This window comes from Parafrankia sp. EUN1f, assembly GCF_000177675.1.
In the GTDB taxonomy this organism is placed as follows: Bacteria; Actinomycetota; Actinomycetes; order Frankiales; family Frankiaceae; genus Parafrankia.
Map to the genome: position 1 here is coordinate 25016 of NZ_ADGX01000051.1, position 25472 is coordinate 50487.

Consider the following 25472-nt stretch of genomic DNA (forward strand, 5'->3'; position numbering starts at 1 on the left):
GCAATGGCGACAGGGCGTCGCGTGATCGATCGGCCCGGGCGCGGACCCGGTCAGCTGCGGTCAGGCCGCCCGGGCGAAGTAGAGGATCGCCAGCATGATCGCCAGGGCGCCGAGAAGCAGCCGCAGGGCGGTGTTGGGAAGCCGCGGCTGCAGCCGGGCCCCGAGGTAGCCGCCGAGCAGGCCGCCGAGGCCGCAGGCGAAGCCGAGCGCCCAGTGCGGGGCGATGCTGCCGGGCGCGGCCAGGGCCAGCAGCGCGTACGTCACCGCGCCGGCGATCGAGGTGACGAGGGTGGAAGCGAGCGTGGCGGGCGCGACCTGCGCGATCGGCAGGCCGCGCCCGACGAGGATCGGTCCGAGGATGGAGCCGCCGCCGATGCCGTAGAGGCCGCCGACGAAACCGACGACGCCCGCGAGCGGCCTGACCGCGCGCAGTCCCGGCGCGGCGGCGTGCGCGCCGCGGGGTCGGGGCGGGCGCAGGGTGCGCACGCACAGCCAGGTCCCGAGCGGCAGCAGCAGGCAGGCGAGCAGCAGGCGGAACATCCCCGCCCCCGGGGCGAAGGTGACCCGCACGAAGGCTCCGAGCACCACCCCGGGCAGGGTGCCCGCGACGAGCCGGCGAGTCAGCGGGCCACCGAGTTGCTTCTGCTGCCGATAGCGAAGCAGCGACCCCGGCGTCGCGATGACGTTGAACAGCAGGTTCGTGGGCGTGACGGCCGGGTTCGGCACGGACAGCAGATCAAGCTGCACCGGCAGGAGGAACATCGCGCCCGAGACACCGACCGGAGCGGTGAGCGTCGCCAGCACAAGCCCGGCGACGAACCCGGCAAGGACCACGCTCACAACCGGACACCCTCCAGCGCGTTCCGACCCGGCACGACCCCTCACGCCCATTACCTGCGCATTCGCGACGTCCCCTACCAGGTGTGAGGTTTTTCCCACACTTCGAATAGAGTTTCGAGGTCTGTTGTCTGTCGGGGGGCCGACGGGGCGATGTGGGGGGGACGACGTCGAGGCGTCGTCGTGGTGAGCCGTGCCTGGGCGGCAGGGTCGCCGCCACCCCCACCTCCACCTCCCGGGGGCGACGGCCCGGCCGAGTTCTCGACCACGGCGACAAGCTCCGGCAGCCCCGCCCCGCACCGGGCAGCTGCGGCTCGCCATCGTCCTGGACGAGGCGCATCGCCTCGCGAAGGACGCGACCCTGCCCAAGCTGATGAAGGAGGGCCGGAAGTTCGGCGTCGCCGTCGTCGTGGCGAGCCAGGGCCTCGACGACTTCCACCCGGACGTCCTCGCCAACGCGGGTACCAAGGTTCTCTACCGGGTCAACTACCCGCAGTCCCGCAAGGCCGCCGGATTCCTGCGCACCCGTACCGGCAAGGATCTCTCGGAGGAGCTGGAGCAGCTGCCGGTCGGCAACGCGCATATCCAGACACCCCATATGCCCGGCGCGCGCCGTGCGCGCATGCTCCGCCCGGAGGCCTGAGAACCCGACCACTTCTTGCCGGGTGGTCCACCAGCATTTCCAGGGATTCCCGCCGTGAATGGTTGACGGGGGGCACTCCTCCGGTCATGCTGATCAAACTAAGCAAGCGCTTGTCAACTGGTGCGACGGCCGCCCCTGCCCCAGGGCGGCCAGCACCATCACGCCGGCTTCTCGGGCACGCGCGTCCAGCGCCGCACGAATGCCCCGGCACCCGTTCCTAGATTCAGGAGCCACAGGTCCACCGGGATGTCCAACAGACGTCCGCGTACACCTGAGCATGTTCGCAGATTCCGCCGAAACGTCGCGTCATCGCCGCTGCCCGCATTTCGGTGTCTTTGTGCTGGCCGCGACCAGGTCCGGTCGCGGTTCGGAGAACCCACGACGAGAGGAGTTCTAATGCGCGCTGGAAAACTACTGGGGAACGCCCGTAGACGGATACGGCTCGCTCTTGCGAGCGCCACGGCCGCGGCCTTATGCGCCGGCGTCGTGGCCGCGGCGCCGACCGCGCAGGCCGACGTCAACCCTTATGCGAAGGGGCCCAACCCGACGGAGGCGAGCGTCACCGCGACCACCGGTCCGTTCGCGGTGACGACCTACAACATCTCGTCCCTGGTCTCCGGCTTCGGCGGAGGCACCCTCTACTACCCGACCGACACCAGCCAGGGCACCTTCGGCGCGATCGCGCTCTCGCCCGGCTATACCGCCAGCTGGTCCAGCATCTCCTGGCTCGGCCCGCGGCTGGCCTCGCAGGGGTTCGTGGTCATAGGCATCGAGACGAACACGGTTCTCGACTATCCGCCGTCGCGGGGTGACCAGCTGCTCGCCGCGCTCGACTGGGCGGTGGAGGACAGCCCGGCCGCCAGCCGGATCGACCCGAACCGGCTCGCCGTCGGCGGCCATTCCATGGGCGGCGGCGGCTCGCTGGAAGCGGCTTCCGACCGGCCTTCGCTGAAGGCCGCGCTGCCGCTGGCCCCCTGGAACACGGACAAGACCTGGAACGAGGTCGGCGTCCCGACGCTCATCATCGGCGGCGAGGCCGACACCGTCGCCCCGATGAGCACCCATTCGACGCTCTTCTACAACTCGCTCGGCGGCGAGAAGAGCCTGCTCGAACTCAACAACGCGAGTCACTTCTTCCCGCAGACGGCGAACAGCCTGGTCGCCAAGATGATGATTTCATGGGCGAAGCGGTGGGTGGACAACGACACCCGCTACACGCAGTTCCTCTGCCCCGGCCCAACCGCCAGCGCCCTCGGGCCGGTCGAGGAGTACCAGGCCACCTGCCCGTTCTGAGAAAATCCATCCCCGTTTCCCGGAGATCCTTTCGTCCGGCCGGGACAGTGACCTGAAAGAGGAAACTTCGTGAATGCTGGCCAGCCGTCGGGGACGGCGTCTGGCCGGCATTCATCCTTTTCCATCCCACGACCCACGGCCATGGATGCCGCGAGTCCGGGCCGACGACGGAAAGGCTCACTCATGACGGCAGGGCGCCGACCTCCGGCGTGGCCCCGCCGAACATGGCCCGCTGGTTTCGGCGCGAGAATCGAGCACTGGCCCGTTCGAGATACCGCCGCCCGGCGGCGCTGCGCACCAGCAGACCGGAGCGCACCAGGTTCGCGGTGACGATCGGCGGCACCGCCCAGGGCACGGCCGAGGGCAGGCCAAGCTGACGGAGGCCCTCCGCACCGAGGAAGTACCGCAGCATGCTGAGCAGACGGGCCCGCTCATAGCGGTTGCGCAGCGCCGTCAGTCTGCCCCGGTCGCGGGTGAGCTGGCCTTCGACGAGCGCGCGGGCCAACGCCGGGCCTGCCGATGTGGGCTCGGCCTGCACCAACACAAGGTGATAGTTGTGCCGGTTCTGCTCCTGTTCGGTGTCGAACAGCCAGTCCTCGTCGACGCCCATCAACCAGCCCACGTACTTCCACAGGTGCATGACCGCACGCGACTGGTCCGCGGTCACGATCCAGCCGAGCGCCCGGATTCCGAGCAGCAGTGTGCTGTTGAACAGCCCGAGAGTCCCCGACGCGTCGGTCTGGTTGATGGGCAGGCCCCACCGGTCGGCATCCCAGCGGCCGTTCGTCTCGAACTCGTGGTTCACCAGGGCATGCATGACCCGTACGTGGACGGTGGCCACGAAGCCCGCCCCCGTGCGGCGCATCCCGTTCGGCTCCAGCACCGACAGCGCCCACTTCTGGGTTTCGCCGAGCCGGCGCATGGCCGTCGCGCCGACCAGTCCGCCGGTGGCGACCAACAGGTCGGGGGGCCCGCCGAACCGGTAGCCGCCGATCAGCGCCAGCTGCAGCATCACGTCGTCGACCGAGCGCCCCATCTCCCGCATGATCCGCGCGCCGCGCTCGACCTGGTCGAAGTCGACCCACTCGGGCACCTCGTCGACCACGGCGAAGAAGCGGGCCAGTGCGGGCGGCGGGTCGTCGACGCCCCCGATCCCGTGGTTCAGGGCATGGCGCAGCTGGGCGAAGGTCACCCGCTCGGGATCGTCCCGGTCCCGGACGCGCATCGCTCGGGCGAGCTGCGCCCCCAGCTCGTCCCGGGTGCGCAGGCGCCGGCCGATCTCGTGCAGGAGCTCCTCGTCGTCCGTCTTCACCCGGGCCACCCTCCGCAGCGGGCGCGCGATTCGGCGCGACCGCTCGGGTGCGGACCGGAAGCGCGCCGGGTAGTCGCCCGGCACGCTGGCCGATGTCGATGCCTCGGTCGCGGTCGTGATCTGGATGGGTGTCCGTGCTGTCATGCCCGGCGCCGCAACGACGACGGCCTGCGGTGTGGTGGCCTGCGCCGCGGGCGGGCCGGCGGCGTTGCACGCGGTCGCGCGAGGGATCATGGACGGATGTTGACACGACTAACTATTCGTGTTCAATTCGCGTCCGTGCCCTCCCCCGCACCGCCACAGACCGGCCCGCAGGCCGGCGTCACCCAGTGACCGGCAGGCCGTGGGTTCCCACCCGCAAGGAGCCGATGCGCCGGGCACCACGCCAGGACCGGTCCCGCGCCATGGTCGAGCGCATCGTCACCGCCGGGCGCGAGATCCTGCTGGAACGCGGCTACGAGCGCACCAGCACCAGCCGCATCGCCGCCCGCGCCGGCATCAGCCCCGGATCGCTCTACCAGTACTTCCCGAACAAGGAGTCGATTCTCGACCGGGTCGTCGAGGTCTACGCCGAGCAGCTGCGTGCTCGCATTTCACACGCCTTCGTCGCGAACCTCGGCACCTCGGTGCCCGAGATGGTCCGCGCGAACATCGTCGCACTGCTCGACGCCTTCGAGGAGGACTCCGGGCTGCTCCGGGTCCTGTACCAGCTGCCCGAGACGGTCGACGTCCAGCGGGCCGGCTTCGAGCGGCACATCGACGAGCTGGTCACGGCGACGCTGGCGACGCTGCTGCCGCGCCGGCCCGGCGAGCGTGCCGCACCGGGACGCACCTGCGGGACAGCCGGGACAGCCGAGGTAGCCGAGGTAGCCGGGACGCCCGAGACAGGCGGGGACGTCGGAGAGGCCGGGAGTGCCGGCGCGGTGGGAACCGTCGCCTGGATCCTGGTGCGCACGGTCGAGCACGTGACGATCCGCTACGTCCTCGATCAGCCGCCCATCCCGCGGGCGGAAATCGTCGAGGAACTCACCGCAATGATCACCATCTACCTGCGGCAACGGGTCTGAAAGCGAGATGTTCCTCGGCCGGGCAGGACTGGAGCGCACCGGCGCCCGTCCCGGTGATGTCACCATGGGACGGACCCGCGACCGATGAGGGTGGGCGGGCTGGGCGAGCCGGCCAGCCCGGTCGGCGACGAGCGGAGCCGTGCGGCGGCGAGGGGACGTAGGTGCAGGCGACGTCGACAGCTCAGACAACGCCGGGGCGGCGGCCGAGGAACCGAAAGGCGCAGATCGCCCTCGCCGCGGCGGAGCTGTTCTGCGAGCGCGGCTACCACGGGGTCGGCATCGACGAGATCGCCGCCGTGGTCGGCATCAGCGGCCCGGCCGTCTACCGGCACTTTCCGAACAAGTACGCGATCCTCCTGCACGCCTCCCGGGAGCTGATCGACACGCTGGTCACCGCGGCCGACGAGGCACTGGCGGTACCGGACGAACCCGCCGAGCGGATGGCCCGGCTGCTCGCGGCGACGGCGCGGGTGAGCGTCCAGCGTCGCCGGGTGGGCGCGCTCTACCAGTGGCAGGCCCGCTACCTGGAGCCGGCGCACCAGGGCGAGGTCCGGGCCGGGCTGACAGCTCTGGTGCGGCGGATCACCGACCTGCTCCTGGAGCTCCGCCCCGATCTGCCGCGGCCGTCCGCCGTGCTTCTCAGCCGGGCTGCGCTCAGCGCGATCGGCAGCATCTCGACGCACCGCTGCGCGATCGCCGACAGCCGCGCCGAGCAGATCCTGCGATCCGCCGCGTGGACCCTGCTGACGGCGGACCTGCCCGCGGACGTCGCGGCGCCCGTCCTGCTCCCGCCCGGCCCAGGCCAGGCGGGGAGCGAGAGCTCGGGTGGCGACCGGGTGGCAGGTGCCGACGCGGCCGGCGACGACACGGCCGACGACACGGAGGTCCGGCACGTGACGGCCGGCGGCAGCGGGCTTCCCGACGGTGGTTCCGCGCCGATGCGGCCGGGCTCCCGGCGGGAGGCACTGCTGACCGAGGCCGTCCGGCTGTTCGACCGCCTCGGCTACCACGCCGTCAGCATCGACGACATCGGGCGGGCCGCGGGTATCAACGCCTCCGGGGTCTACCGGTACTTCCCCGGCAAGGCCGATCTGCTCGCGGCGGTGTACTACCGTGCCGCCGAGCGCCTGAGCACCAGCACGACCAGCGCGCTGGCCACCGCGAGCAGCCCGGCGGACGCGCTGCGGCGGCTGATCGACGCCTATGTCGACCTGACGTTCGCACATAACGATCTGGTCTCGGTCTACCTGGCCGAGAACAACAATCTGCCGGCCCCGGACCGGCACGAACTGCGCCGCCTCCAGCGGGAGCATGTCGAGGAGTGGGTCCGGCTGCTGGTCACGATCAGGCCGGAGCTCGCCGCGAACGAGGCCCGGCTGCTGGCTCACGCCGCGTTGAACCTGGTCATGGATCTGGGGCGGACCACCAGCTTCAACCGGTCCAACGGGTCGGAACAACTGGTGCGGTTCCTCGCCCTGCGCATGCTCGTGCCCTGACCCACACCGGCCGGCCGGCATCACCTGCGCACAAGACCGGGCCACACGACCGGGCGGCACGACCGGGCCGCGACTTCCCATGTGACCCCGATCACGCCACACTGGGCCCACTGGACGGAACGTGCGGCCGAGACGCCCGCAGACCCTCGGGCCGACCAGCCCGACATCCCCGCCGACCACCCTCAAGTTAACGGACATTCACGCTTACCGTGGCCCGCCACAAACCCATCGACTAACCCGATTTCAGTTGCAGGGAAGGCTATTCAAGCCGGGATCCCCTTGCACATAAGTTAACGATGGTTCTACAGTTCCGGCCATGAGTGAGGGACTGTTCGACAAGCCAGCCGTGATCCGTCGCGTGGTACGGGAGGCAGCCCTCTTAGCCGGCGACGGGTGTGCCAGCCCGCAGAAGGCCGGCTCCCGCGTCCCCGCAGCGGCCTGAGAGGAATCGGCGCGCACCATGACCGGCCCCGCCACCACAGTCATCTCCGGCGACAGCTCCGACGCCGCCGCGGACAACCATCCGCTCACCGGGCTTGAGGCCGAGTGCGCTCGCCGCGCCGCCGACCTGACAGTGCCCGCGCTGCTGGAGCGCAACGCGCTCGAGTTCGGCGATCTTCCCGCCATAAGCGTGATCGGTTCCGAGGAAGCTCCGCTGACCTGGGCGACGGTACGCACGCGATCCCTCGCCCTCGCTCGGGGTCTGTACGAGCTGGGCCTGCGGCCGGGCGAACGGATGCTGATCGCGATGTCGAGCCGGCCTGAGCACTGGCTGGTCGACCTCGGCGCCGTGCACCTCGGCGCGATCCCCTCCACCGTCTACGCCACGCTCAGCACCCCCCAGCTGCGGTACGCGGCCGAGCACAGCCAGGCACAGGTGCTGATCCTGGAGGGCGCCGAGCAGCTGGAACGGTGGGCACTGGTCCTCGCCGGGCAGACGTCCATCCACTCGGTCGTCATCGTGGACGCCGACGCGCTCCCGGCCGACCCGCTCCCGGCCGACGAGGCCCGCCTCCGCCCCCGCTTCCACACCCTCGCCGAGGTCGAGCGCGACGGCGCCGCCCGGCACACCGCGGACCCGGGCGTCGTCGACCGGCTGTGGCGCGCGGTGCATCCCCACCAGCCCGTCACGCTCCTCTACACCTCCGGCACCACCGGCACCCCCAAGGGTGTGGTGCTCAGCCATCACAACGTCCTGTACCAGTCCGTCGCGCTGGAGGCGCAGGTCGACCTTCCCGCGCATCCGGTGACGGTCGCCTACCTTCCGCTCGCCCACATCGCCGAGCGGGTCCTGGGCATCTACGCGCCGATCTACCGCGCCGGCCATGTGCATATCTGCACGGACACCGCCGCGGTCGTCAGCGCGCTCGCCGCGATCCACCCCCTGTCGTTCTTCGGCGTTCCGCGGGTGTGGGAGAAGCTCGCCGCCGGCCTGCAGACCATGATCGCTCTGGCGGACGACGAACGCCGCGGCGCCCTTGCCGCCGCGCAGGCCGTCACGTTGGAGGTGCACAACCTGGCGGAGGCCCACGCCCCGGTCCCCGAGGACCTTGCCCGGCACTTCGACGACGCGCAGGTGTCGGTGCTGCGGCCGCTGCTCGGCACGCTCGGGCTGGACAGGATGATCTGGGCGTGCAGCGGCGCCGCCCCGATCCCGGTGGCGGTGCTGCGCACACTGGCCAGCCTGGGCATCGAGGTTCGCGAGGTCTGGGGCCTGAGCGAGACCACCGGCACCGCGACGATCAACACCCTGGACGTCTTCCGCACCGGCACGGTGGGCCGACCGCACCTCGGCATGCGGCTGCGCCTGGCCGACGACGGGGAGATCCTCATCCGCGGGCCGCTGGTGTGCCTGGGCTATCTGCGGGCCGACGGGACGATCGAGACGATCACCGATGCCGACGGCTGGCTCGCCACCGGCGACATCGGCACCCTGGACGACGCCGGGTACCTCACGATCACCGACCGCAAGAAGGAACTCATCATCACCTCGACCGGCAAGAACGTCGCGCCGGCACAGATCGAGAACCTGCTGCGGGCGCATCCACTGATCGGTCAGGCCGTCGCGATCGGCGACCGGCGCCCGTACGTGACGGCGTTGCTCGTGCTTGACGACGAGGTCGCACCGGCCTGGGCCAAGGCCGCCGGCCTTGACGCGGATGGCCCGGACGCCTCCGCTCGGCTCGCCGCGCACCCCGCCGTCCTGGCTGAGCTGCAGGGCGCGGTCGACGCGGCGAACAGCCGGCTCGCCCGGGCGGAGCAGGTGAAGAAGTTCCGGGTACTACCCGTCGGCTGGACACCGGAGAGCGGCGAGCTCACCCCGACACTCAAGCTGCGCCGCCGGATCATCAACGAGAAGTACGCCATCGAGATCGACGACCTCTACTCCTGACATCTCCCGCACAAAGGAGGAGGCTCACTGAGCCTTTTCCATCGTCGGCTTCGGCCTGCGGTCAGAGCGCTCGACAACGTGAGATGGAAAAGGCTCACTGGTCACCGGCGGGCCCCGCGCCGGTGACCAGTGGTGCGAGAAAACAGCGCGCGAAGGTACGGACCTGCTCCGGGTCGTCGAGATCCAGCTGGCTTTCGGGAGTCAGGCAGAAGGACAGCGTCATGCGGGCGAGCACCTCGGCGACGATGTTCATATCGACCTCCCCCGATATCTCCCCGGCCTCCTGCTCACGGCGAAGCTGCATCGCGATGAAGTCGGACACAGCCCGCAGAAAAGCCCCTCCATCCGTCGTGAGGAAGGGCAGGATGACCTCGGGCTCGACCTCGATGAGGCCGCCGAACAGCGGGTTCACGCGAGCGGTCCGCAGCGCCAGGCAGAATCCCTCGACCAGCCTTTCAGCGGCGGACTCGGCCCTGCCCACGACCGCCCGGAAGCTGACGAGGAAGGCGCGCAGATCCCGTAGCAGAACCTCCTCGACGAGCACGTTCTTCGTCGGGAACCGGCGATACACGGTAATGCGGGAGACGCCGGCACGGCGCGCCACGTCCTCAATGCTCGTGCGCCGGATTCCGGACCGTCCGAAAAGCTCGGCCGCGGCGTCGAGCACGCGGTCACGTATCTCGTCACCGGAGCCAGCACTGTCGAGGGAGGCCCCGAGCGCGCGTTCCAACAATGGTTCCCCGCCAGGCCGCGGACCTTCGGAGGGCAGTGCTGTTCCGGGAGAGCGGCCCCCTGCCTGAGGGCGGGGATCTCCAGCAAAGATCATGAGGCCTCTACCGTACCGCTGCGTTCAATGGGCACCGTCTCGCCGGGCGGACGCCGAGCGGGCGTCCTCCAGCTGCCGCACGTTCCAGGTCGCGGCGACGATACCGCCGGCGATCCGCAGCGGCGGGATCAGGAACACCATCAGCACACGTACCAGCCGGGCGAATCGCCTCAGCCAGCGCTGCTGGCGTTTCGACCAGGTCAGACCCAGCCGCTCACGCAGCACCGGGGGCAGGGTCCCGACGGTGACGAGGTAACAAAGCCGGCCCAGGCCGGCTCCGGCGGGCCGCCACAGCCGGCCGGGGATGAGCCGAAACGGCTTCTTCGGTACCCGCATGCTCTCGAGGACGTCCCAGACCGCCTGGTTGTCCTCGAGCCGGGCGGCGATCTTCTCCTCGTAGTAGGTCCGAAAACTCGGATAGTCCGCGGGCAGGTGCTGCTCGGGTATTCCGAGCATCCGGCCGATGTCACGCATCCCCTGGTAGTAACCGTCCAGCTCGGCGGCTGGCAGACCCGCACCGAAGACACGATGACCGTCGAGAGCGCCCTGGACGAGGGTGGCATGCACCCAGGCATATGCCTCGGGGTTCAGCGCGTGATAACGCCGACCTTTTTCGTCGACCCCACCCATGGCCTTGTGGAGCTCGAACAGACGCTCGCCCTCCAGCGCGGCGCCGCGCTCACCGCCGTAGATCACGGTGGACAACGAGAGCAGGGTACGCAACAGGCGGCCCCAGGGATCATCCCGAAAGTTCGAATGCTCCCGAACCCCCGCCCCGACAACCGGGTGCGCCACCTGGAGCACGAGCAGCTGCGGCCCCATAAGCGAGTTTCTTGCATCACCGAAGTAACGCCACACCGCGGAACCCCGCACCGGAGCCAACCGAATGCACGGCGTGCCCGATGGGTCACGCAGGCCATCACCCAAGCCCTCCGCAGGGTCCGGATGAACATTGAGAACCGATGACGAGCCCACGACCCACACCTCCCGCACACGCTGGGCGACACCAGGTTGCCGAGATACGACTATACGCTAGCCATACCAATGCGCCGAAGCAGGTATTCGTAAGCGTTTTCCCTGCCGCACGCAAGGCCTTCCGCGGGAGGATCAATGTTCGTCGACATGTCAGCGGGAGGGAGCGAAAACCGATGTGGAGTGGCGAACTCGGTGGCGGCGAGCCGCACTGTTATTCGTGCCGCCGGCGGCCAGCCACCAGATCGCCCCGACCGACCCGAAGGCCGTGGCACGCTACGCGGGCGTGCGTGACGGGTTCCTCCACTTCTCGTCGAGGTTCTCAGGCGGCGGCGGGGCGCCCAGGTCCCGCGGCTGGTAGCCCTCGGGATAGCCGGGATAGGTGCGGACCCTGGGATTCCAGGCGAACTTGACCTTCTTCCGCGGCGGCAGCTGACGCACCACCGCCGAGCGGGCACGCAGCGAGCCAGCCGCGGCCCGGCTCATCCACGCCGGCGCCGGATCGAAGCCGAAGGCCGTCAGCATCGTCTCGTCGAGCAGCGCACGCACCCCAAGCCGGACCGCCGGCCGCAGCGGCCCGGGGAACCAGTTGGCGAACATCTCCGTCGTGTACGTACCGATCTTGCGGTTGCTCTCGGCGAAGCGGAAGGTCTCGCGCTCGTAGGCCCGCTTGAAGCTCAGGAACTCGTCGAAGTCGGCAGGAATGTCGCGAATTCCCATCCGGATCCCGACCTCGCGGTAGAAGTGGAAAGCAGCGAGGGTCTCGTGCTCGGTCAGCCGGCGCCAGCCATGGGCGTTGATCCAGTCGATCGGCTCGTAGATGAACGTGGTCAGCACGTAGAGCATGTCGTCGTTGTCGATCGCGTAACGCCCGTGCATCCGGTTGATCACCCGCAGGGCCTCACGGCCTCGCGGCGAGTCGTAGCCGACGGCGGTGAGCTCCCCCATCAACACGGCGGTGTCGTCATAGCGCTTCTGCGGCCGGTCCCGGAACTCCCCCGTCGCCTCGAGCAGGGCCGAGATCGTGGGGACACAGTAGGTCCGGAACAATGCGAACTCGAGCGCCCGACGATAGTCCCATGGGAACTCGTGGCCAGAGGAGATCACGTAGATCTCGTGATGGTCAACCACCGGATCGAGCTCGAGAATCCGGCGCTTCCACCTGTCGCGGTCGGTAAACATTCAGCCCACCTCATGCCGTCCTTCGGATCGCCGTGGTCATACGGCGACTTGCCATCGACTGGTCCCGTCCCGGTTCACACCGCCCCGCGAACCCGCGAACCCGCGGGCCCGCGGGCAGCGTGTCCCTGCCGCCTGCCGCCCGCCTCCGATCCGTCCCGTCGCCTACGCCGCCCGGCGGGCCCGACTGCACGGGCCGCCGCGGCTGCGACGCCGCTCTCGCCGCCGTGCGGGCCGAGCATCCGCGAGATCCCACGCCTACCGCGATACATTTCATATATTTGATAGGCGACTTTGGCCATGACCATCCGCCAGAGCTACGGTCAGCCTGACCGGCCGCTTGGGCACCTCACGGCAGACACCCCGGAAAGGCGGCACATGACCAGGCCAGCCGGAACGCGACGGGCCCGTGGCACCCCGCTGCCCCGAGCACCCCAACTCGCCGACGAAGTCGCCGCCCACCTGCGCGACCTCATCATGTCCGGCGAAATCTGGCCCGGCCAGTACATCCGCCTCGACGACGTCGCCCGCGAACTCGGCGTCAGCGTCACCCCCGTCCGCGAAGCCCTCGTCCGCCTGCGCAGCGAGGACATGGTCGAACTCGAACCCCGCCGCGGCTACGTCGTCACCCCCCTGTCCCAACAGGACGTCCGCGACCTGTTCAACCTCCAGGGCCACATCGCCGGCGAACTCGCCGCCCGCGCCGCCACCACCATCGACCCCCCACACCTCACCCAGCTCCACGACATCCAACAAGCACTCCGCAACGCCGTGGACACCGAAGACATCGACCAGGTCAAAAAGCTCGAGTTCGAGTTCCACCGCGTCATCAACCGCCTCGCCCACGCCCGCAAACTCTCCTGGTTCCTGCACACCGCCAACCGCTACACACCCGCCCGCTTCTACTCCACCGACCAGGCCTGGCGCGCCGACATGCTCCAACGCCACGACGCCCTGCTCACCGCCCTCGAGAACAAGAACACCGAAGAAGCCCGCGCCATCACCGTCCGACACTTCACCGACGGCGCCGACCGCCTCATCAACCACCTCGCCAAACTCGGCATGTGGCGACCGCACCCGGTCACACCCCCACACCCACGCCCGCCGGCCTGAGCCGGAGAACCGGGTACCCACGAACCGGGTACCTGTATTCGCGGCGGTCATCACCGAACCCCGTGGAAGACATCCAATATATTTGGTATTCAGTACGATACAGACTCGGCGGTCGGCATGGGAGACCCACACGGAGCCTCTTCCCGCCTTCCGTCCCGGTTTCGCACCCCTGTACTTGTCTGGGGTGTCACCATGGGCCGGTGTCCGCTCATGTCGCGAGCTCGGCCGGGGCACCGCCCGCACCGGCGCCGACGCTGACGCGACGGCGGTGGCTGGATTTCGTCCGGCTGTACGGCAGCGTCTGTACCGCCCCAGTCGGTCGGGTGTCGCGGGCCGCCGGCGCGGGCCGAACCTGAGCCGAACCCGAGCCCGCGCGCCCGCGCCTTCGACAGCGCACTCACGCGCCGTCCGCTCCCGGCCGATCAGCGCGCCCCGTCCCGTTCTGGGTGGCGCACACCTGCGCCGGAGCCGCATCGCGAGAGGACTCATGAGCTACGACCCCCGCCAGCGGGAGCTGGGCGTCTTCCTGCGCGCGCACCGCGAACAGATCAAGCCGGAGGAGGTGGGGCTGCCCACCTCGCCCCGACGGCGTACACCGGGTCTACGCCGGGAGGAGGTCGCCACCCTCGCCGGCCTGGGCCTGGCCTGGTACACCTGGCTCGAGCAGGGCAAGGTCACAGCGTCGCGGCAGGTGCTGGAGGCCATCGCCCGAGCGCTGCGCCTCGACGACGACGCCCGCCGCCACGCGCTCACCCTCTCCGGCCTGTACACGTCGCCGGACGGCGACCGGCACGAGCAGGCCGTCGCCCACCTGCGCCCGGTGCTGGAAAGGTGGACGACGTCGCCGGCTCTGTTACTCGATCGCCACTTCGACGTCACCGCGTGGAACGAGGCCTACGCCGCGCTGTGGGGCGATCCGGGACGGTTGCCGGATTCACGCCGCAACCTGCTGTGGCTGATGGCGGCCGACCCGCGTGTGCGCGCAGTGCTTCAGGAGTGGGAGTCCTTGGCACGCGATGTGTTCGCGCAGTTCCGTGCGCAGGCCGGGCTGCACCCGGAGGACCCGCGGGCGCGCGCGGTGCTGGCGGCGCTCGAACAGGATGTCCCGCACCTGCGCCACTGGTGGCGGTGCCAGACGGTGCGCGAGTTCCCCAGCCGGACGGTGACCTTCGACAGCACCGCGGGCCAGATCACGTTGGTGGTGTCGCCGCTGCGCCCCGCCGACGACCCGGAGGCGCTGATTCTGCTGCAGACACCGGCGACCGAGACGGACCACGCACGCCTGGCCGTACTCGTCTCACGCGGGCCTGGGGAACGGCGCGAGCCGCTGGATGCGCCAGCCGGCCAGCATGAGCCGCGCCTCCGGCCCGGCCAGGTACCGGTCGCCGATCAGCCCGTTGTCCTCGCAGAACCGGACGAAGACGGTACTCAGCACCCACGCGACCGCGGCCTGCGTGACCCGCTCGTCCAGCCAGGCTGACCGGGTCGCCGCCGTTCGGCCGACCTTTAACGCACAGTCGTACTCGGCCCGCAGCCCAGAACAGAAAGGCGTGCGGGAGGGCCTCCTGGTAGGGCCTGCCCTCGCCGAGCATCTTTCCGTGGGTGTGCCAGAACGCGGCGAGGCTGGTCAGCGCGCCCGGAACGTCGAACCGACCGTAGGGCACGCAAGATCCACGCATGACGTGCCTAATACTGCTCGTATCAGGACAGTCCGGCTCCTGGATGTTCGTTTCCCTCCCAAGCAATCATCGAGCCCGCAGGTATCGGCGAGGCGCGGCGACCGCGGGTCGGCCGGTCGATGTCCGGGCGAACGGGGGGCAGTCCGCGTGGAACGGCACGACGAGGTTCCGCTCCTGTGCGTGGGAGCGCCACTGGGCGCACGACGCCATCCGCCGAGCGGGCAGCGGCGGCGGCACTGGGGGCGCTGCCACGCGACGGATCCCGTCCTCGGCGGGCGGCACGGCGACGGCGGGCAGCCGGTCCTCACGAGGCCGGTGTTCCTGGACCTGCGCCGACTGGCCGGCTCCGCCTGCCCCGGTTCACCCGGGCAGCACGCACCGGACGCTCGCAACACATGTTGACCGCCCGGTCACAGCCCCCGGTGGCCCTCCAGCCGCGACCCTGCTGATCGGCGTCGTTCTCACCGCGGCGCGGCACCGGGCCTGACGGCCACGCACCGTCGCGGCGGGCCTGCGAGCAGGCCGGCGGACAGATCCACCGCCGGCTCGCGCCATCGCCACGGCCGTCAAGGCAGCGGCCGCCCACCGTCATCGCGCTGATGGCCTCGCGTCGCGATTCGGATCGCCATCCGCAATCCGCACCATTCCCTTATAAGACGTCGGATGTCCAGTGGCGGGAAAATCCGCACTCGGGATGCTCCGCGTGCCTTCTCCGGGAGCTATTGATGAATGCCAATCGTCCGCTGATCCGGCCGCGGCGCAGAACAGCGCGCCGCGGCACCGTGGCGGCCGCCGCCACGGTGCTCGCGCTCGTGTCAGGAGCCTGCGCCTCCGACCCCGAGCCGACCGGTTCGACCAGCACCGCCGGAACGCCGCACTCGGGCGGCAAGCTGACCTTCGCCGTCAACACCGTGGGCGACTGCCTGGACCCCCATGTGAGCCCGGCAGATGTCACTTCGGTCATCCAGCGCGGAGTTTTCGACTCCCTGGTCTCGCTGACCGCGGACGGCAAGGTCGTGCCCTGGCTCGCCCAGAGCTGGGAGGTCTCCCCTGACGCGAAGACCTTCATCTTTCATCTGCGCGATGACGTGACGTTCCACGACGGCACGAAGTTCGACGCCGGCGCGGTGAAGGTCAACTTCGACCACATCGTCGCCAAGTCGACCAGATCCCAGTATGCGGTGGCGCTGCTCGGCAGCTACACCGGCACCGATGTCATCGACGCGCAGACGGTGAAGGTGAACTTCGCCAAGCCGTACGCGGCGTTCCTCACCGCCGCCAGCACCACCTACCTGGGTTTCTACTCACCCAAGGTCATCGAGACCGCGCCGGACACGCTGTGCGCCGACGCGAAGAGCTCCGTCGGTTCCGGGCCGTTCCGTTTCACCGAGTTCGTCAAGGGCTCGCACGCGACCTTCAGGCGCAACGACGGCTACCGCTGGGCGCCGAGCAGCGCCAGGCATGCCGGCGCCGCGTACCTGGACACGCTGGTGATCCGCATTCTCTCCGAGGACGCGACGCGGGTCGGCGGGCTGCGCAGCGGCGAGCTGGACGCCATCGACAACCTTCCCGCGACCAGCGTGACCACGCTGGCGGAGAGCAAGCTGCAGGTGCTGAAGGTGCTCCCGCAGAACGCCAACTTCTCCGTCTACTTCAACACCGTCCGCGAACCCTTCTCCGACCATCGTGTCCGGGAGGCGTTCCAGCACGCGGTGGACGTCGACACAATCGTCAAAACCGTCTATCAGGGGCAGTACGACCGTGCATGGAGCAACCTGACACCGAAGAACATCGCCTACGATCCATCGTTGGAAGGCCGGATAACCCACGACACCGCCAAGGCGAACAGCCTGCTCGACGAGGCGGGCTGGACCGAGCGGGACGGCGCCGGCTACCGGGCGAAGAATGGCAGACGACTCGTTCTCGAATGGCCGTATGTAGGTGCCTTCAACCGTGACCAGCGCGACGTCGTCATGCAGGCCATTCAGGCGGACCTGAAGAAGGTCGGCGCCGACGTCCAGATCACCTCGCTGGAGTCCGGCGCGTACACGACCCGACGCAATGGCGGTGGCTATGACCTGATCGCGTTCAGCTGGGGCAAGTCCGACCCCGATCTGCTGCGCCAGATCTACGCCTCCGACCAGGTGTTCACGAAGGGTGGGGTGAACGGATCCGGGATCAGCTCGCCGGAGGTCGACGGCTGGCTGGCGGCCGGTGCGGCCACCACCGATCTCGCCGCCCGGCGGGAGAACTACGCGAAGGTCCAGAACTACGTCGTGGACGAGGCCTACACGCTGCCGCTCTACGTCAACACCCGGCTGGTGGGCGCCCGGCCGTCCGTGCACGACATCACCTTCGACACGGATGCCTTCCCGATCTTCTACGACGCCTGGGTGGATTGAGCCGCCGTGATGCGGGTGGCGTGGTTTCTGCTCCGCCGGCTGGCCGTCGGTCTCGCGGTGCTGTGGGGAGCGGCCACGATCAGTTTCGCGACGCTGCACACGATGCCCGGCGACCCGGTCGACACGCTGATCGGGCCGACGTTCGGAGTCACACCACAGCTGCGCGCCCAGATCAACGAGACCTACGGATTCTCCGAGCCACTGGTCGCCCAGTACGGCCGATGGCTCGGCCGCCTGGTCACCGGGCATCTCGGCACCTCGTACCAGCAACAGGCACCGGTCGCAGACGTGCTCGGTGACCAGCTGTGGCCCACGGTGGAGCTCGCCCTCGCAGCCTCGGCGGTCGCGGCCCTGCTCGCCGTCGGCGCGGCACTCGCGACAGCCGGGCGCCACGGCCCGGGCGGGCGGGCCCTGCGCGGGCTGGCCAGTTCGCTGGAGCTGCTGGCGGTGTCCAGCCCGACCTTCTGGGTCGGCATCCTGCTGGCCACCGTCTTCTCGACCTGGCTGGGCTGGCTCCCCGTCGCGGGCGCCACGGGTCCGGAGGGACTGGTGCTGCCCGCAGTCACGCTGGCGCTGCCGATCGCGGGGGTGCTGGCGCAGGTGCTGCGCGAAGGCCTGGACTCCGCGCTGGAACAGCCGTTCGTCGTGTCGGTCCGGGCGCGAGGGGTCGGCGCGGCCACGGTGCTGTTCGTCCATGCCCTGCGGCACGCCGCGCTCCCGCTGGTGACGCTGCTCGGCTGGGTGGTCGGCAGCCTGCTCAGCGGCACGGTCATCACCGAGGCCGTCTTCGCCCGACCCGGCCTCGGCCGGGTCACCCTGGAGGCGATCACCGCGCGGGACGTCCCCGTCGTCACCGCGGTCGTGCTGCTGTCCGCAGTGGTGTTCGTGGTGGTGAACAGCCTGGTGGATCTGGCGTATCTGGTCCTCGACCCACGGCTGCGGGACGACCGCCGCGCACCTGACACGCCCGGCCCGCCGGGCGCGCCGGCGAGGTCGGGCAGGTCGATGGTCAGCGGGGCGACGCAGAAGGGATCTTCCGCGTGACGACGACGGCATCGGAGATACCCGGCTGGCCGGGGTTCCTCGCCGCCCGCGCGACCCGCTCGGTCCTGCGGGCCGGGCCGGGGCTGATCGCCGCAGTGCTGCTGCTCGGGCTCGTCACCGTGGCCGCGCTCTGGCCCGGCCTGTTGGCCCGGTACGACCCGGATGTCATCGACCTCGCCGCGTCGCTCGACGGCCCGAATGCGGCGCACTGGTTCGGTACGGACCAGCTCGGGCGGGACGTGTTCGCCCGGGTGGTGCACGGCGCCCGTCACTCGCTGCTGCTCGGCATCAGCGCCACCGCGCTCGGGGCCGTCGGCGGCGCGATGGTCGGCCTGGCCGCCGGGCTCGGCGGGCGCCTCCTCGACGGACTGCTCATGCGGGTCGCGGACATCCTGCTCGCCTTCCCCGAGCTGCTGCTGGCCCTGGTGGTCATCTCGGTGATGGGGCCGGGCCCGGTGAACGCGGCGGTCGCCATCGGCGTGGCGGCGATTCCCACCTACGCGCGGGTCGTCCGGTCCAGTGCGCTGGTGGTGCGCCGCGCACCGTACCTCGACGCCGCCGTCGCGCTCGGCCAGAGCCGCGCCCACATCCTGTTCCGGCATGTCGTCCCGAACACCCTGGGACCGTTGCTGGTGCTGGCCACCGCGGGCGTCGGGACCGCGACCATCGCAGGCTCGGCGCTGAGCTTCCTCGGCCTGGGAACCAGGCCGCCGGTCCCCGAATGGGGCGCGATGCTGTCGGAGGGCCGGAACTTCGTGGAGTCCGCCTGGTGGATCGTGGTGTTCCCGGGAGCGGCGATCGCCGCCACAGTGGTGTCGGTGACCGTGGTCGGCCGGGCCGCGCGGCTTCGGGTCGAAGGCAGGCCCCGTTGACCGCCTCCGGCGCGGCGCCGCTGCTTGCCGTCGAGGATCTGCGGGTGGCCTTCGGCCGCCGGGGCGCTCTGGTGGAGGCGGTCCGCGGGGTGTCGCTGACGGTCCACCACGGCGAGATCGTCGCGCTGGTCGGTGAGTCCGGGTCGGGCAAGAGCGTCACGGCCCGCACGCTGCTCGGCCTGGCCGGAGCCGACGCCCGAGTCACCGCGCGGCGCCTTGAGTTCGACGGCATCGACCTGACCCGCCAGGACCGGGCCGGCTGGCGACGGCTGCGGGGCCGGCGGATCGGCCTCGTCCTGCAGGACGCCCTGAGCTCCCTCGACCCGCTGCGACGGGTGGCCGACGAGGTGGCCGAGGCCCAACGGGACGACGTCAGCCGGGCACGGCGCCGCGCCCGGGTGCTCGAACTGCTGGCGGAGGTCGGCCTGCCGGACCCGCCGACGCAGGCCCGGCAGTATCCCCATCAGCTCTCCGGCGGGATGCGCCAGCGGGCGCTGATCGCCGCCGCGCTGGCCGGCGCACCGGATCTGCTGATCGCGGACGAGCCGACCACCGCGCTGGACGTGATCGTCCAGGCCCAGATCCTCGACCTGCTGGGGGATCTGCGGGCCGCGGGCCGGGCCGTGCTGCTCATCAGCCACGACCTCGCCGTGGTGAGCCGCCTCGCCGACCGGATCGTCGTGATGCGCGAGGGCGTCGTCGTCGAGTCGGCCGCGGCCGGGGAGGTCCTGGGATCCCCGGCGCACGAGTACACCCGCGCCCTGCTCGCGGCCGTGCCGTCGGCCGCGACCCGAGGACGTCGGCTCGCCGCGCCGGCCGCGCCGCAGCGGCCCGCCGAGGTTCCGACGGTGCCGGTGCCGGTGGCGCCCGTGGCCGAGGTTCCGGTCGTCGAGATTCCGGTGGCGGATGTCCCGGTGGTGCAGGAGCCGGTGCTCGCCGCGGAGGGGCTGGCCAAGCGGTTTCGTGACCCCCACGACGGCTGGCGCGATGCCGTGATCGACGTGTCCTTCGAGCTGCGCGCCGGTGAGGCACTCGGTCTGGTGGGGGCGTCCGGCTCCGGCAAGACGACGCTCGTCCGGATGCTGCTGGGTCTGCTCGAACCGGACACGGGCGAGGTCACCCTGGACGGACAGCCCTGGAGCGGGGTGGCGGAGTCGGCCCGCCGACCACGGCGCGGCGACCTTCAGGCGATCTTCCAGGATCCGCTCGGGTCGTTCGACCCGCGGCTCACCGTCGGCGCGCTCCTCGGCGAGGCGCTGGCGCTGGCCGGTGTGCCCAGGGCGGGCCGCCGCGACGCGGCGGTGCGGCGAGCCGACCAGGTCGGGCTGCCCGCCGCCCTGCTGCGCCGCCGCCCGGCGGAGTTGTCCGGTGGGCAGCGCCAGCGGCTCGCGATCGCCCGGGCGCTGATCCGGCAGCCGCGAGTGCTGGTCTGCGACGAGCCGGTCTCGTCGCTGGACGTGTCCATCCAGGCACAGATCCTCGACCTGCTGACCGACCTGCGGGCCGAGCTCGGTATGACGTTGCTGTTCGTGTCCCATGACCTGGGCGTCGTCCGCCATCTGTGCGACCGCGCCCTGGTGATGCACGCCGGCCGGATCGTCGAGGCCGGCGAGGTCGAGACCGTCTTCACCGCACCACGCCACGAGTACACCCGCGCGCTGCTGGCCGCCGTCCCCGTGCTACGGGCGGTCCGGCCGGGCACCCTGTCCGCGCAGCTTCCCACGATCGAGGTAGGCCGTTGACATCGCATCTGAGTTCCGTTCCCGACTATCGCAACCCCGGTGTCGGCGTCCGCACCGGGCTGGCGGCTCCGTCCACACCGCCGGTGCCGGTGCGCTGGGGCATCACGCTGCCGTTGGCGGGGGTGCCGCTGCGCGAGCACCAGCCGATCGTGACCGGCCTGGCCGAGGCCGGCTACACCGACGTCTGGACCGCCGAGGGCGGCGGCCTCGATGCCTTCACCCCGCTGGCGGTCACCGCCGCCTGGGCCCCGCAGCTGCGGCTGGCCAGCGCGATCGTGCCGGTCCACACCCGCGGTCCGGCCGTCATCGCCCAGACCGCGGCGACGCTCGCCGACCTGACCTCCGGAGGGCTGGTGCTCGGCATCGGGTCCTCGGTGGCCGCGCATGTCACCGACATCAACGGCATCGAGTTCACCGAGCCGTTCAAGCGGACCAGGGACGTCCTGCGTTTCCTGACCCGGGTGTTCGACGGCGAGGTCATCAGCGGCGCGTTCGACACGTTCGCCATCCGGGGGTTCGCGCTGCGTGACGCGCCGAGGATCCGCCCGAAGGTCATCCTCGGCGCGTTGCGCCCGCGGATGCTGCGCCTCGGCTTCGCCGAGGGGGACGGTGCGGTGACGAACATGCTGTTCGCCCGGGACGTCCCCACTGTGCTCGGGGCGGTGGGCCCCCAGCCGGCCGGCAAGGAGCTGGTGGTCAAGGTGTTCGTCTGCCCGGTCGAGGATCCGGTGCTGGCTCGGCGGCTGACCCGGCCGTTCCTCGCCTGGATCCTCAACCAGGAGCCCTATCACGCGTTCCACGAATGGCTCGGCAACGGTGATCTTCTCGCCGCCAGCTACCAGCGCTACCTGGCCGGGGACGCGGCCGGCGCCGAGCGCGAGCTGCCCGACGAGGTCGTCGACGGCCTGTTCGTCCACGGCACGCCCGAGGAATGCCGCCGCAGGATCGCCGAGTACGTCCAGCCCGGGGTGACCGCCATCCAGCTGTACCTGCAGGCACCGCGGCTCGCCACGTTCGGCGGGCCGCGCAACCGGGGCCTGGCCGGCGCGCCCGGCGCCCTGGCCGCGTCGGGTGCGGCTGGCATCTCCGTCGCGGACGAGGCACTCATACTGCTGCACGCCCTGCGGTCCTGACGTGACGTGGGCCACTTGTTCATCACTTGACTGAACAATGTCGGTCAGCGAAGGTGGAGCCACCTGGTGATCGCGATGGACGACAGCATCGCGATGGACGACGGCCCCGTCTCGCCGGGCCGGCAGCGCGACCGCGGCCGTGCACGGCAGGCTACGCCGCGCCGTGTCGGCACCTGGTCACCGCGGTCGCCTGACGTCCGCGGGCAGGCGCGGACTGGCGCGCCCGGCGCAGCCACCCCACCGCAGGTCGGGCTTGTCACCCGACTGACCGGCCGGGGCGAGCCCGCGGCGGGTCCCGGCGGTCCGGTGCCGTGGCCACCAGGCAGACCGCGACTCCAGAGAGCGAGCCAACGATGAGCGCCCCGCCCGGCCCCCGCGGCACTCTCGCGCCGCGACCCTCACTGGTCGTTTTGGACGGAAGTCCGCAGCTGGCGTCCCGCACGTTGACGGTCGCGCGGTTCCTGGCGCACCGGCTGGCGACGTCGCTGCCCGCGCGCCCACCGGCCGCCTTCGGCCCGGAGGGCACCTCCGCGGCCGAAGGACTCGGCCCGCCCGGCACCTCCGGAACAACCGGCGCGGGCAGCGGCACGGTGGAGCTGGCCCGGCTCGCCGGCGACCTGTTCACCGACGCCCACGGCCCGGTCCGGGCCAGGCTGGCCGAGGTGCGTGACGCCGAGGTCCTCGTCGTGGCGACACCGGCCTACAAGGGCCAGTACACCGGCCTGCTCAAGGCTTTCCTGGATCTGCTCCCCCCGGGAGCGCTCGCCGGCACGCTGGTCGTGCCGGTGGTCGTGGCGAACGCACCGGAACACCGCGTCACGACCGACGTCGCGCTGCGCGCGGTGCTCGCCGAGCTGGGCGCGGCGCTGCCGGTTCGTTCGTTCACCCTGGTGGAGGCAGCCCTCGGCGAGGTCGAAGCACACGGCGAGCGCTGGCTCAGCGCTCATCTGCGGGTGCTGCGCGCGGTCCTGACGGCGCTGGCACCGCCGACCGCCCCGCTCAACGGCAGCCGCCCGGCCGCCTGATCCCGCAGGCCCGTGGGCCTGCGGGCCTGCGGGCCCACGCACCGCCGCGCCCCGGGACTTGCGCACTTCACAGCTGTCCCCTCGTATCCACCTGTCCCCGCGTATCCGCTTCACCTGTCCCCGCGTATCCGCTTATTCATCCGACGGAAGGTCGCCCTGTGAGCGGCACCAAGACTCCCGGCCTCCCCGGGAGCGACCAGGCCCACCCGGCGGCGGTCGGCGTCGTCGACCCGACCGACCTCGCCGGCCGGCTGGACGCAGGCGAACGCATCGTCCTGCTCGACGTGCGCTGGGCCCTCGGCGACGACCACGGCCACGAGCACTACCTGGCCGGTCATCTCCCCGGAGCGGTGTTCGTCGATCTCGAGACCGAGCTTTCCGACAAGCCCGGCCCGGGCACCGGCCGCCATCCGCTGCCCACAGCCGAACACCTGCAGGCCGCAGCCCGGCGGTGGGGCCTGCGCGCCGGCGACGAGGTCGTCGTCTACGACAACAGTGGCGGGCTCGCCGCCGCCCGGGCCTGGTGGCTGCTGCGCTGGGCCGGCCACCGGCAGGTGCGGCTGCTCGACGGCGGCCTCGCCGCCTGGCTCGAGGCCGGGCTGCCGGTGCGGACCGGTGAGGTGACCGCACCCGCGGGTGACGTGGTGCTCTCCCCCGGCCAGCTACCGGCGCTCGATGCGGACGAAGCCGCCCGGCTCGCGCGCGACGGCGTGCTGCTCGACGCCCGGGCAGGCGAGCGTTACCGTGGCGAGACCGAACCGATTGACCCGCGCGCCGGCCACATCCCAGGTGCGCGCAGCCTGCCCGCGGCCTCGCTGCTCGGGGCCGCCGGTCGCGTCCTGCCGCCGGCGGAGCTGAACGCCGCGCTGGCGGCAGTAGGCGTCACGCAGCCCGAGCCAGGCGAGAACGCGCCCGCCGTCGGCGTGTACTGCGGCTCCGGTGTCACGGCGTCCTTCCTCGCCGCCGCCCTGGCCACGGTCGGCGTGGAGGCGGTGCTCTACCCGGGTTCCTGGTCCGAGTGGTCCGCCGACCCGGCCCGGCCCGCCGCCACCGGGGCGCAGCCCGGCTGAGGGCCAACCTCCCTGTCCCGCATCGTTCCTTCCCGGTTTCCTCCGTCTTCGCCGTATGCGCACCCGTCGTCGCGGGAGCGCCGTCACGACATCGAGGTCATGCCAATGCCGCGTCGCCTGTTCACCTCCGAATCAGTCACCGAAGGCCATCCCGACAAGCTCGCCGACCAGATCAGCGACGCGCTGCTCGACGCCTTCCTGGCCGGCGACCCGCGCTCGCGGGTGGCCGTGGAGACCTTGCTGACCACCGGGCATGTGCACGTGGCCGGGGAGGTCACCACCGCGGCCCACGTCGACGTCACCAGCGTCGTCCGCCGCACCCTCACCGAGATCGGGTACGACGCCGCGACGGGCTTCGACGGCGCCACCGTCGGTGTGCTGGTCTCGATCGGGTCTCAGTCGCCCGACATCGCCCAGGGTGTCGACCGGGCCCACGAGGCCCGGGTCGAGGGTGCCGACGACGCGCTGGCCCAGCAGGGCGCCGGCGACCAGGGCATCATGTTCGGCTACGCCACCGACGAGACCCCGGCCCTGCTGCCGTTGCCGATCACCCTGGCGCACCGGCTGTCCGCCCGCCTCGCCCGGGTACGCCACGACGGCGTGCTGGACTACCTGCGCCCCGACGGCAAGACCCAGGTCACGATCGAGTACGACGAGCACGGGCCGGTCCGGCTCGACACCGTCGTGGTCTCCGCGCACCACGCACCCGGGGTCGACCTCGACCTCACGCTCAGCGCCGACATCCGCGCCCAGGTCGTCGAGCCGGAGCTCAAGCGGCTCGCCGAGGAGAACCTCAACCTGGAGGTCGACGGCTACCGGCTGCTGGTCAACCCGACCGGCCGGTTCGAGGTCGGCGGGCCGCAGGGTGACGCCGGCCTGACCGGGCGCAAGATCATCATCGACACCTACGGCGGGTCGGCACGCCACGGCGGTGGCGCGTTCTCGGGCAAGGACCCGTCCAAGGTCGACCGGTCCGCCGCGTACGCCCTGCGGTGGGCGGCCAAGAACGTGGTCGCGGCGGGACTGGCGCACCGGGCGGAGCTTCAGGTCGCGTACGCGATCGGGAAGGCCGAGCCGGTCGGGCTGTTCGTCGAGACGTTCGGCACCGAGACGGTGCCGGTCACCCGGATCGAGCACGCCGTGACCGAGGTCTTCGACCTGCGCCCGGCCGCGATCATCCGCGACCTCGACCTGCTTCGGCCGATCTACCGCCCGACCGCCGCCTACGGCCACTTCGGCCGCGACGAGCCGAACTTCACCTGGGAGCGCACCAACCGCGTCGAGGAGCTGCGCGCCGCCGCGGGCAGGTCAGCCTGACGCCGTCGAGCGCCGCCGCTGCCGCTGCCACCGCCACCGCTGGCGGCGCTGGCGGCGG

The 25472-nt window shown here is 71.1% G+C and carries 19 protein-coding genes and 1 pseudogene; 15 read left to right on the forward strand and 5 right to left on the reverse strand.

Translation table 11 applies throughout. The annotated features are described in order from the left end of the window. Positions 1-60: 60 nt before the first annotated feature. Positions 61-840 (reverse strand): anion permease, encoded by a 780-nt coding sequence (locus tag FREUN1FDRAFT_RS16895; protein ID WP_006541327.1) that lies wholly within the window; start codon positions 838-840, stop codon positions 61-63. 190 nt (positions 841-1030) lie between these two features. Between FREUN1FDRAFT_RS16895 and FREUN1FDRAFT_RS16900 the strand changes: the two genes are divergently transcribed. Together FREUN1FDRAFT_RS16900 and FREUN1FDRAFT_RS16905 are read left to right on the forward strand one after the other, a co-directional pair. After that, positions 1031-1480 carry a type IV secretion system DNA-binding domain-containing protein gene (locus FREUN1FDRAFT_RS16900; protein WP_232295227.1) on the forward strand — a complete coding sequence of 150 codons (450 nt, stop codon included), beginning with the start codon at positions 1031-1033 and terminating at the stop codon, positions 1478-1480. 396 nt (positions 1481-1876) lie between these two features. Next, positions 1877-2773 carry an alpha/beta fold hydrolase gene (locus FREUN1FDRAFT_RS16905; RefSeq protein WP_006541329.1) on the forward strand — a complete coding sequence of 299 codons (897 nt, stop codon included), beginning with the start codon at positions 1877-1879 and terminating at the stop codon, positions 2771-2773. A 181-nt stretch (positions 2774-2954) separates the two neighbouring features. Here FREUN1FDRAFT_RS16905 and FREUN1FDRAFT_RS16910 read toward each other — a convergent pair whose 3' ends face one another. Beyond that, positions 2955-4319 carry an oxygenase MpaB family protein gene (locus tag FREUN1FDRAFT_RS16910; protein WP_006541330.1) on the reverse strand — a complete coding sequence of 455 codons (1365 nt, stop codon included), beginning with the start codon at positions 4317-4319 and terminating at the stop codon, positions 2955-2957. Between the two features lie 134 nt (positions 4320-4453). On the opposite strand from FREUN1FDRAFT_RS16910, the gene FREUN1FDRAFT_RS45180 reads away from it, so the two are divergent. The 3 genes from FREUN1FDRAFT_RS45180 to FREUN1FDRAFT_RS16925 all read left to right on the forward strand — a co-directional run bounded on the left by FREUN1FDRAFT_RS45180 (position 4454) and on the right by FREUN1FDRAFT_RS16925 (position 9040). Continuing rightward, complete coding sequence (locus FREUN1FDRAFT_RS45180; protein WP_006541331.1) at positions 4454-5152, forward strand: TetR/AcrR family transcriptional regulator; 699 nt, start codon at positions 4454-4456, stop codon at positions 5150-5152. A 161-nt stretch (positions 5153-5313) separates the two neighbouring features. Next, positions 5314-6648, forward strand: a complete 1335-nt coding sequence (locus FREUN1FDRAFT_RS16920; protein WP_006541332.1) for a TetR/AcrR family transcriptional regulator — start codon at positions 5314-5316, stop codon at positions 6646-6648. Between the two features lie 460 nt (positions 6649-7108). Then, positions 7109-9040 carry a long-chain fatty acid--CoA ligase gene (locus FREUN1FDRAFT_RS16925; protein WP_006541333.1) on the forward strand — a complete coding sequence of 644 codons (1932 nt, stop codon included), beginning with the start codon at positions 7109-7111 and terminating at the stop codon, positions 9038-9040. Positions 9041-9134: 94 nt separating this feature from the next. Here FREUN1FDRAFT_RS16925 and FREUN1FDRAFT_RS16930 read toward each other — a convergent pair whose 3' ends face one another. The 3 genes from FREUN1FDRAFT_RS16930 to FREUN1FDRAFT_RS16940 form a co-directional block, all read right to left on the reverse strand. Next, positions 9135-9770, reverse strand: a complete 636-nt coding sequence (locus tag FREUN1FDRAFT_RS16930) for a TetR/AcrR family transcriptional regulator (RefSeq protein WP_232295228.1) — start codon at positions 9768-9770, stop codon at positions 9135-9137. Between the two features lie 120 nt (positions 9771-9890). Further along, entirely contained in the window at positions 9891-10688 is a 798-nt protein-coding gene (locus tag FREUN1FDRAFT_RS16935) for an oxygenase MpaB family protein (RefSeq protein ID WP_157474876.1), read from the reverse strand. Positions 10689-11114: 426 nt separating this feature from the next. Next, positions 11115-12020 carry an oxygenase MpaB family protein gene (locus FREUN1FDRAFT_RS16940; protein WP_006541336.1) on the reverse strand — a complete coding sequence of 302 codons (906 nt, stop codon included), beginning with the start codon at positions 12018-12020 and terminating at the stop codon, positions 11115-11117. Positions 12021-12395: 375 nt separating this feature from the next. Between FREUN1FDRAFT_RS16940 and FREUN1FDRAFT_RS16945 the strand changes: the two genes are divergently transcribed. From FREUN1FDRAFT_RS16945 to metK, 10 genes and pseudogenes are all read left to right on the forward strand, one after another. Further along, positions 12396-13130 carry a GntR family transcriptional regulator gene (locus FREUN1FDRAFT_RS16945; RefSeq protein WP_050795900.1) on the forward strand — a complete coding sequence of 245 codons (735 nt, stop codon included), beginning with the start codon at positions 12396-12398 and terminating at the stop codon, positions 13128-13130. Positions 13131-13617: 487 nt separating this feature from the next. Further along, positions 13618-14412: pseudogene (locus FREUN1FDRAFT_RS16950) on the forward strand (helix-turn-helix domain-containing protein); the annotation flags it as partial. Positions 14413-15534: 1122 nt separating this feature from the next. Next, positions 15535-17211 (forward strand): ABC transporter substrate-binding protein, encoded by a 1677-nt coding sequence (locus tag FREUN1FDRAFT_RS16955; protein WP_006541339.1) that lies wholly within the window; start codon positions 15535-15537, stop codon positions 17209-17211. Between the two features lie 9 nt (positions 17212-17220). Next, positions 17221-18255, forward strand: a complete 1035-nt coding sequence (locus FREUN1FDRAFT_RS16960; protein WP_006541340.1) for an ABC transporter permease — start codon at positions 17221-17223, stop codon at positions 18253-18255. Continuing rightward, a complete protein-coding gene (locus FREUN1FDRAFT_RS46415; protein WP_006541341.1) occupies positions 18252-19127 on the forward strand; it encodes an ABC transporter permease in 876 nt (291 codons plus the stop codon). The genes FREUN1FDRAFT_RS16960 and FREUN1FDRAFT_RS46415 overlap by 4 nt, the downstream gene beginning before the upstream one ends. After that, positions 19124-20869, forward strand: coding sequence for an ABC transporter ATP-binding protein (locus tag FREUN1FDRAFT_RS16970; RefSeq protein WP_006541342.1), 1746 nt, complete (start codon positions 19124-19126; stop codon positions 20867-20869). Before FREUN1FDRAFT_RS46415 ends, FREUN1FDRAFT_RS16970 begins: the two co-directional genes overlap by 4 nt. Continuing rightward, complete coding sequence (locus tag FREUN1FDRAFT_RS16975) at positions 20866-22002, forward strand: LLM class F420-dependent oxidoreductase (RefSeq protein WP_006541343.1); 1137 nt, start codon at positions 20866-20868, stop codon at positions 22000-22002. Before FREUN1FDRAFT_RS16970 ends, FREUN1FDRAFT_RS16975 begins: the two co-directional genes overlap by 4 nt. Positions 22003-22355: 353 nt before the next feature. Then, positions 22356-23027, forward strand: coding sequence for an NADPH-dependent FMN reductase (locus tag FREUN1FDRAFT_RS16980; RefSeq protein ID WP_006541344.1), 672 nt, complete (start codon positions 22356-22358; stop codon positions 23025-23027). A gap of 158 nt (positions 23028-23185) precedes the next feature. Then, positions 23186-24097, forward strand: a complete 912-nt coding sequence (locus tag FREUN1FDRAFT_RS16985) for a sulfurtransferase (RefSeq protein WP_006541345.1) — start codon at positions 23186-23188, stop codon at positions 24095-24097. Positions 24098-24202: 105 nt separating this feature from the next. Beyond that, entirely contained in the window at positions 24203-25414 is a 1212-nt protein-coding gene (metK, locus tag FREUN1FDRAFT_RS16990) for a methionine adenosyltransferase (protein ID WP_006541346.1), read from the forward strand. The last annotated feature ends 58 nt before the right edge of the window (positions 25415-25472 follow it).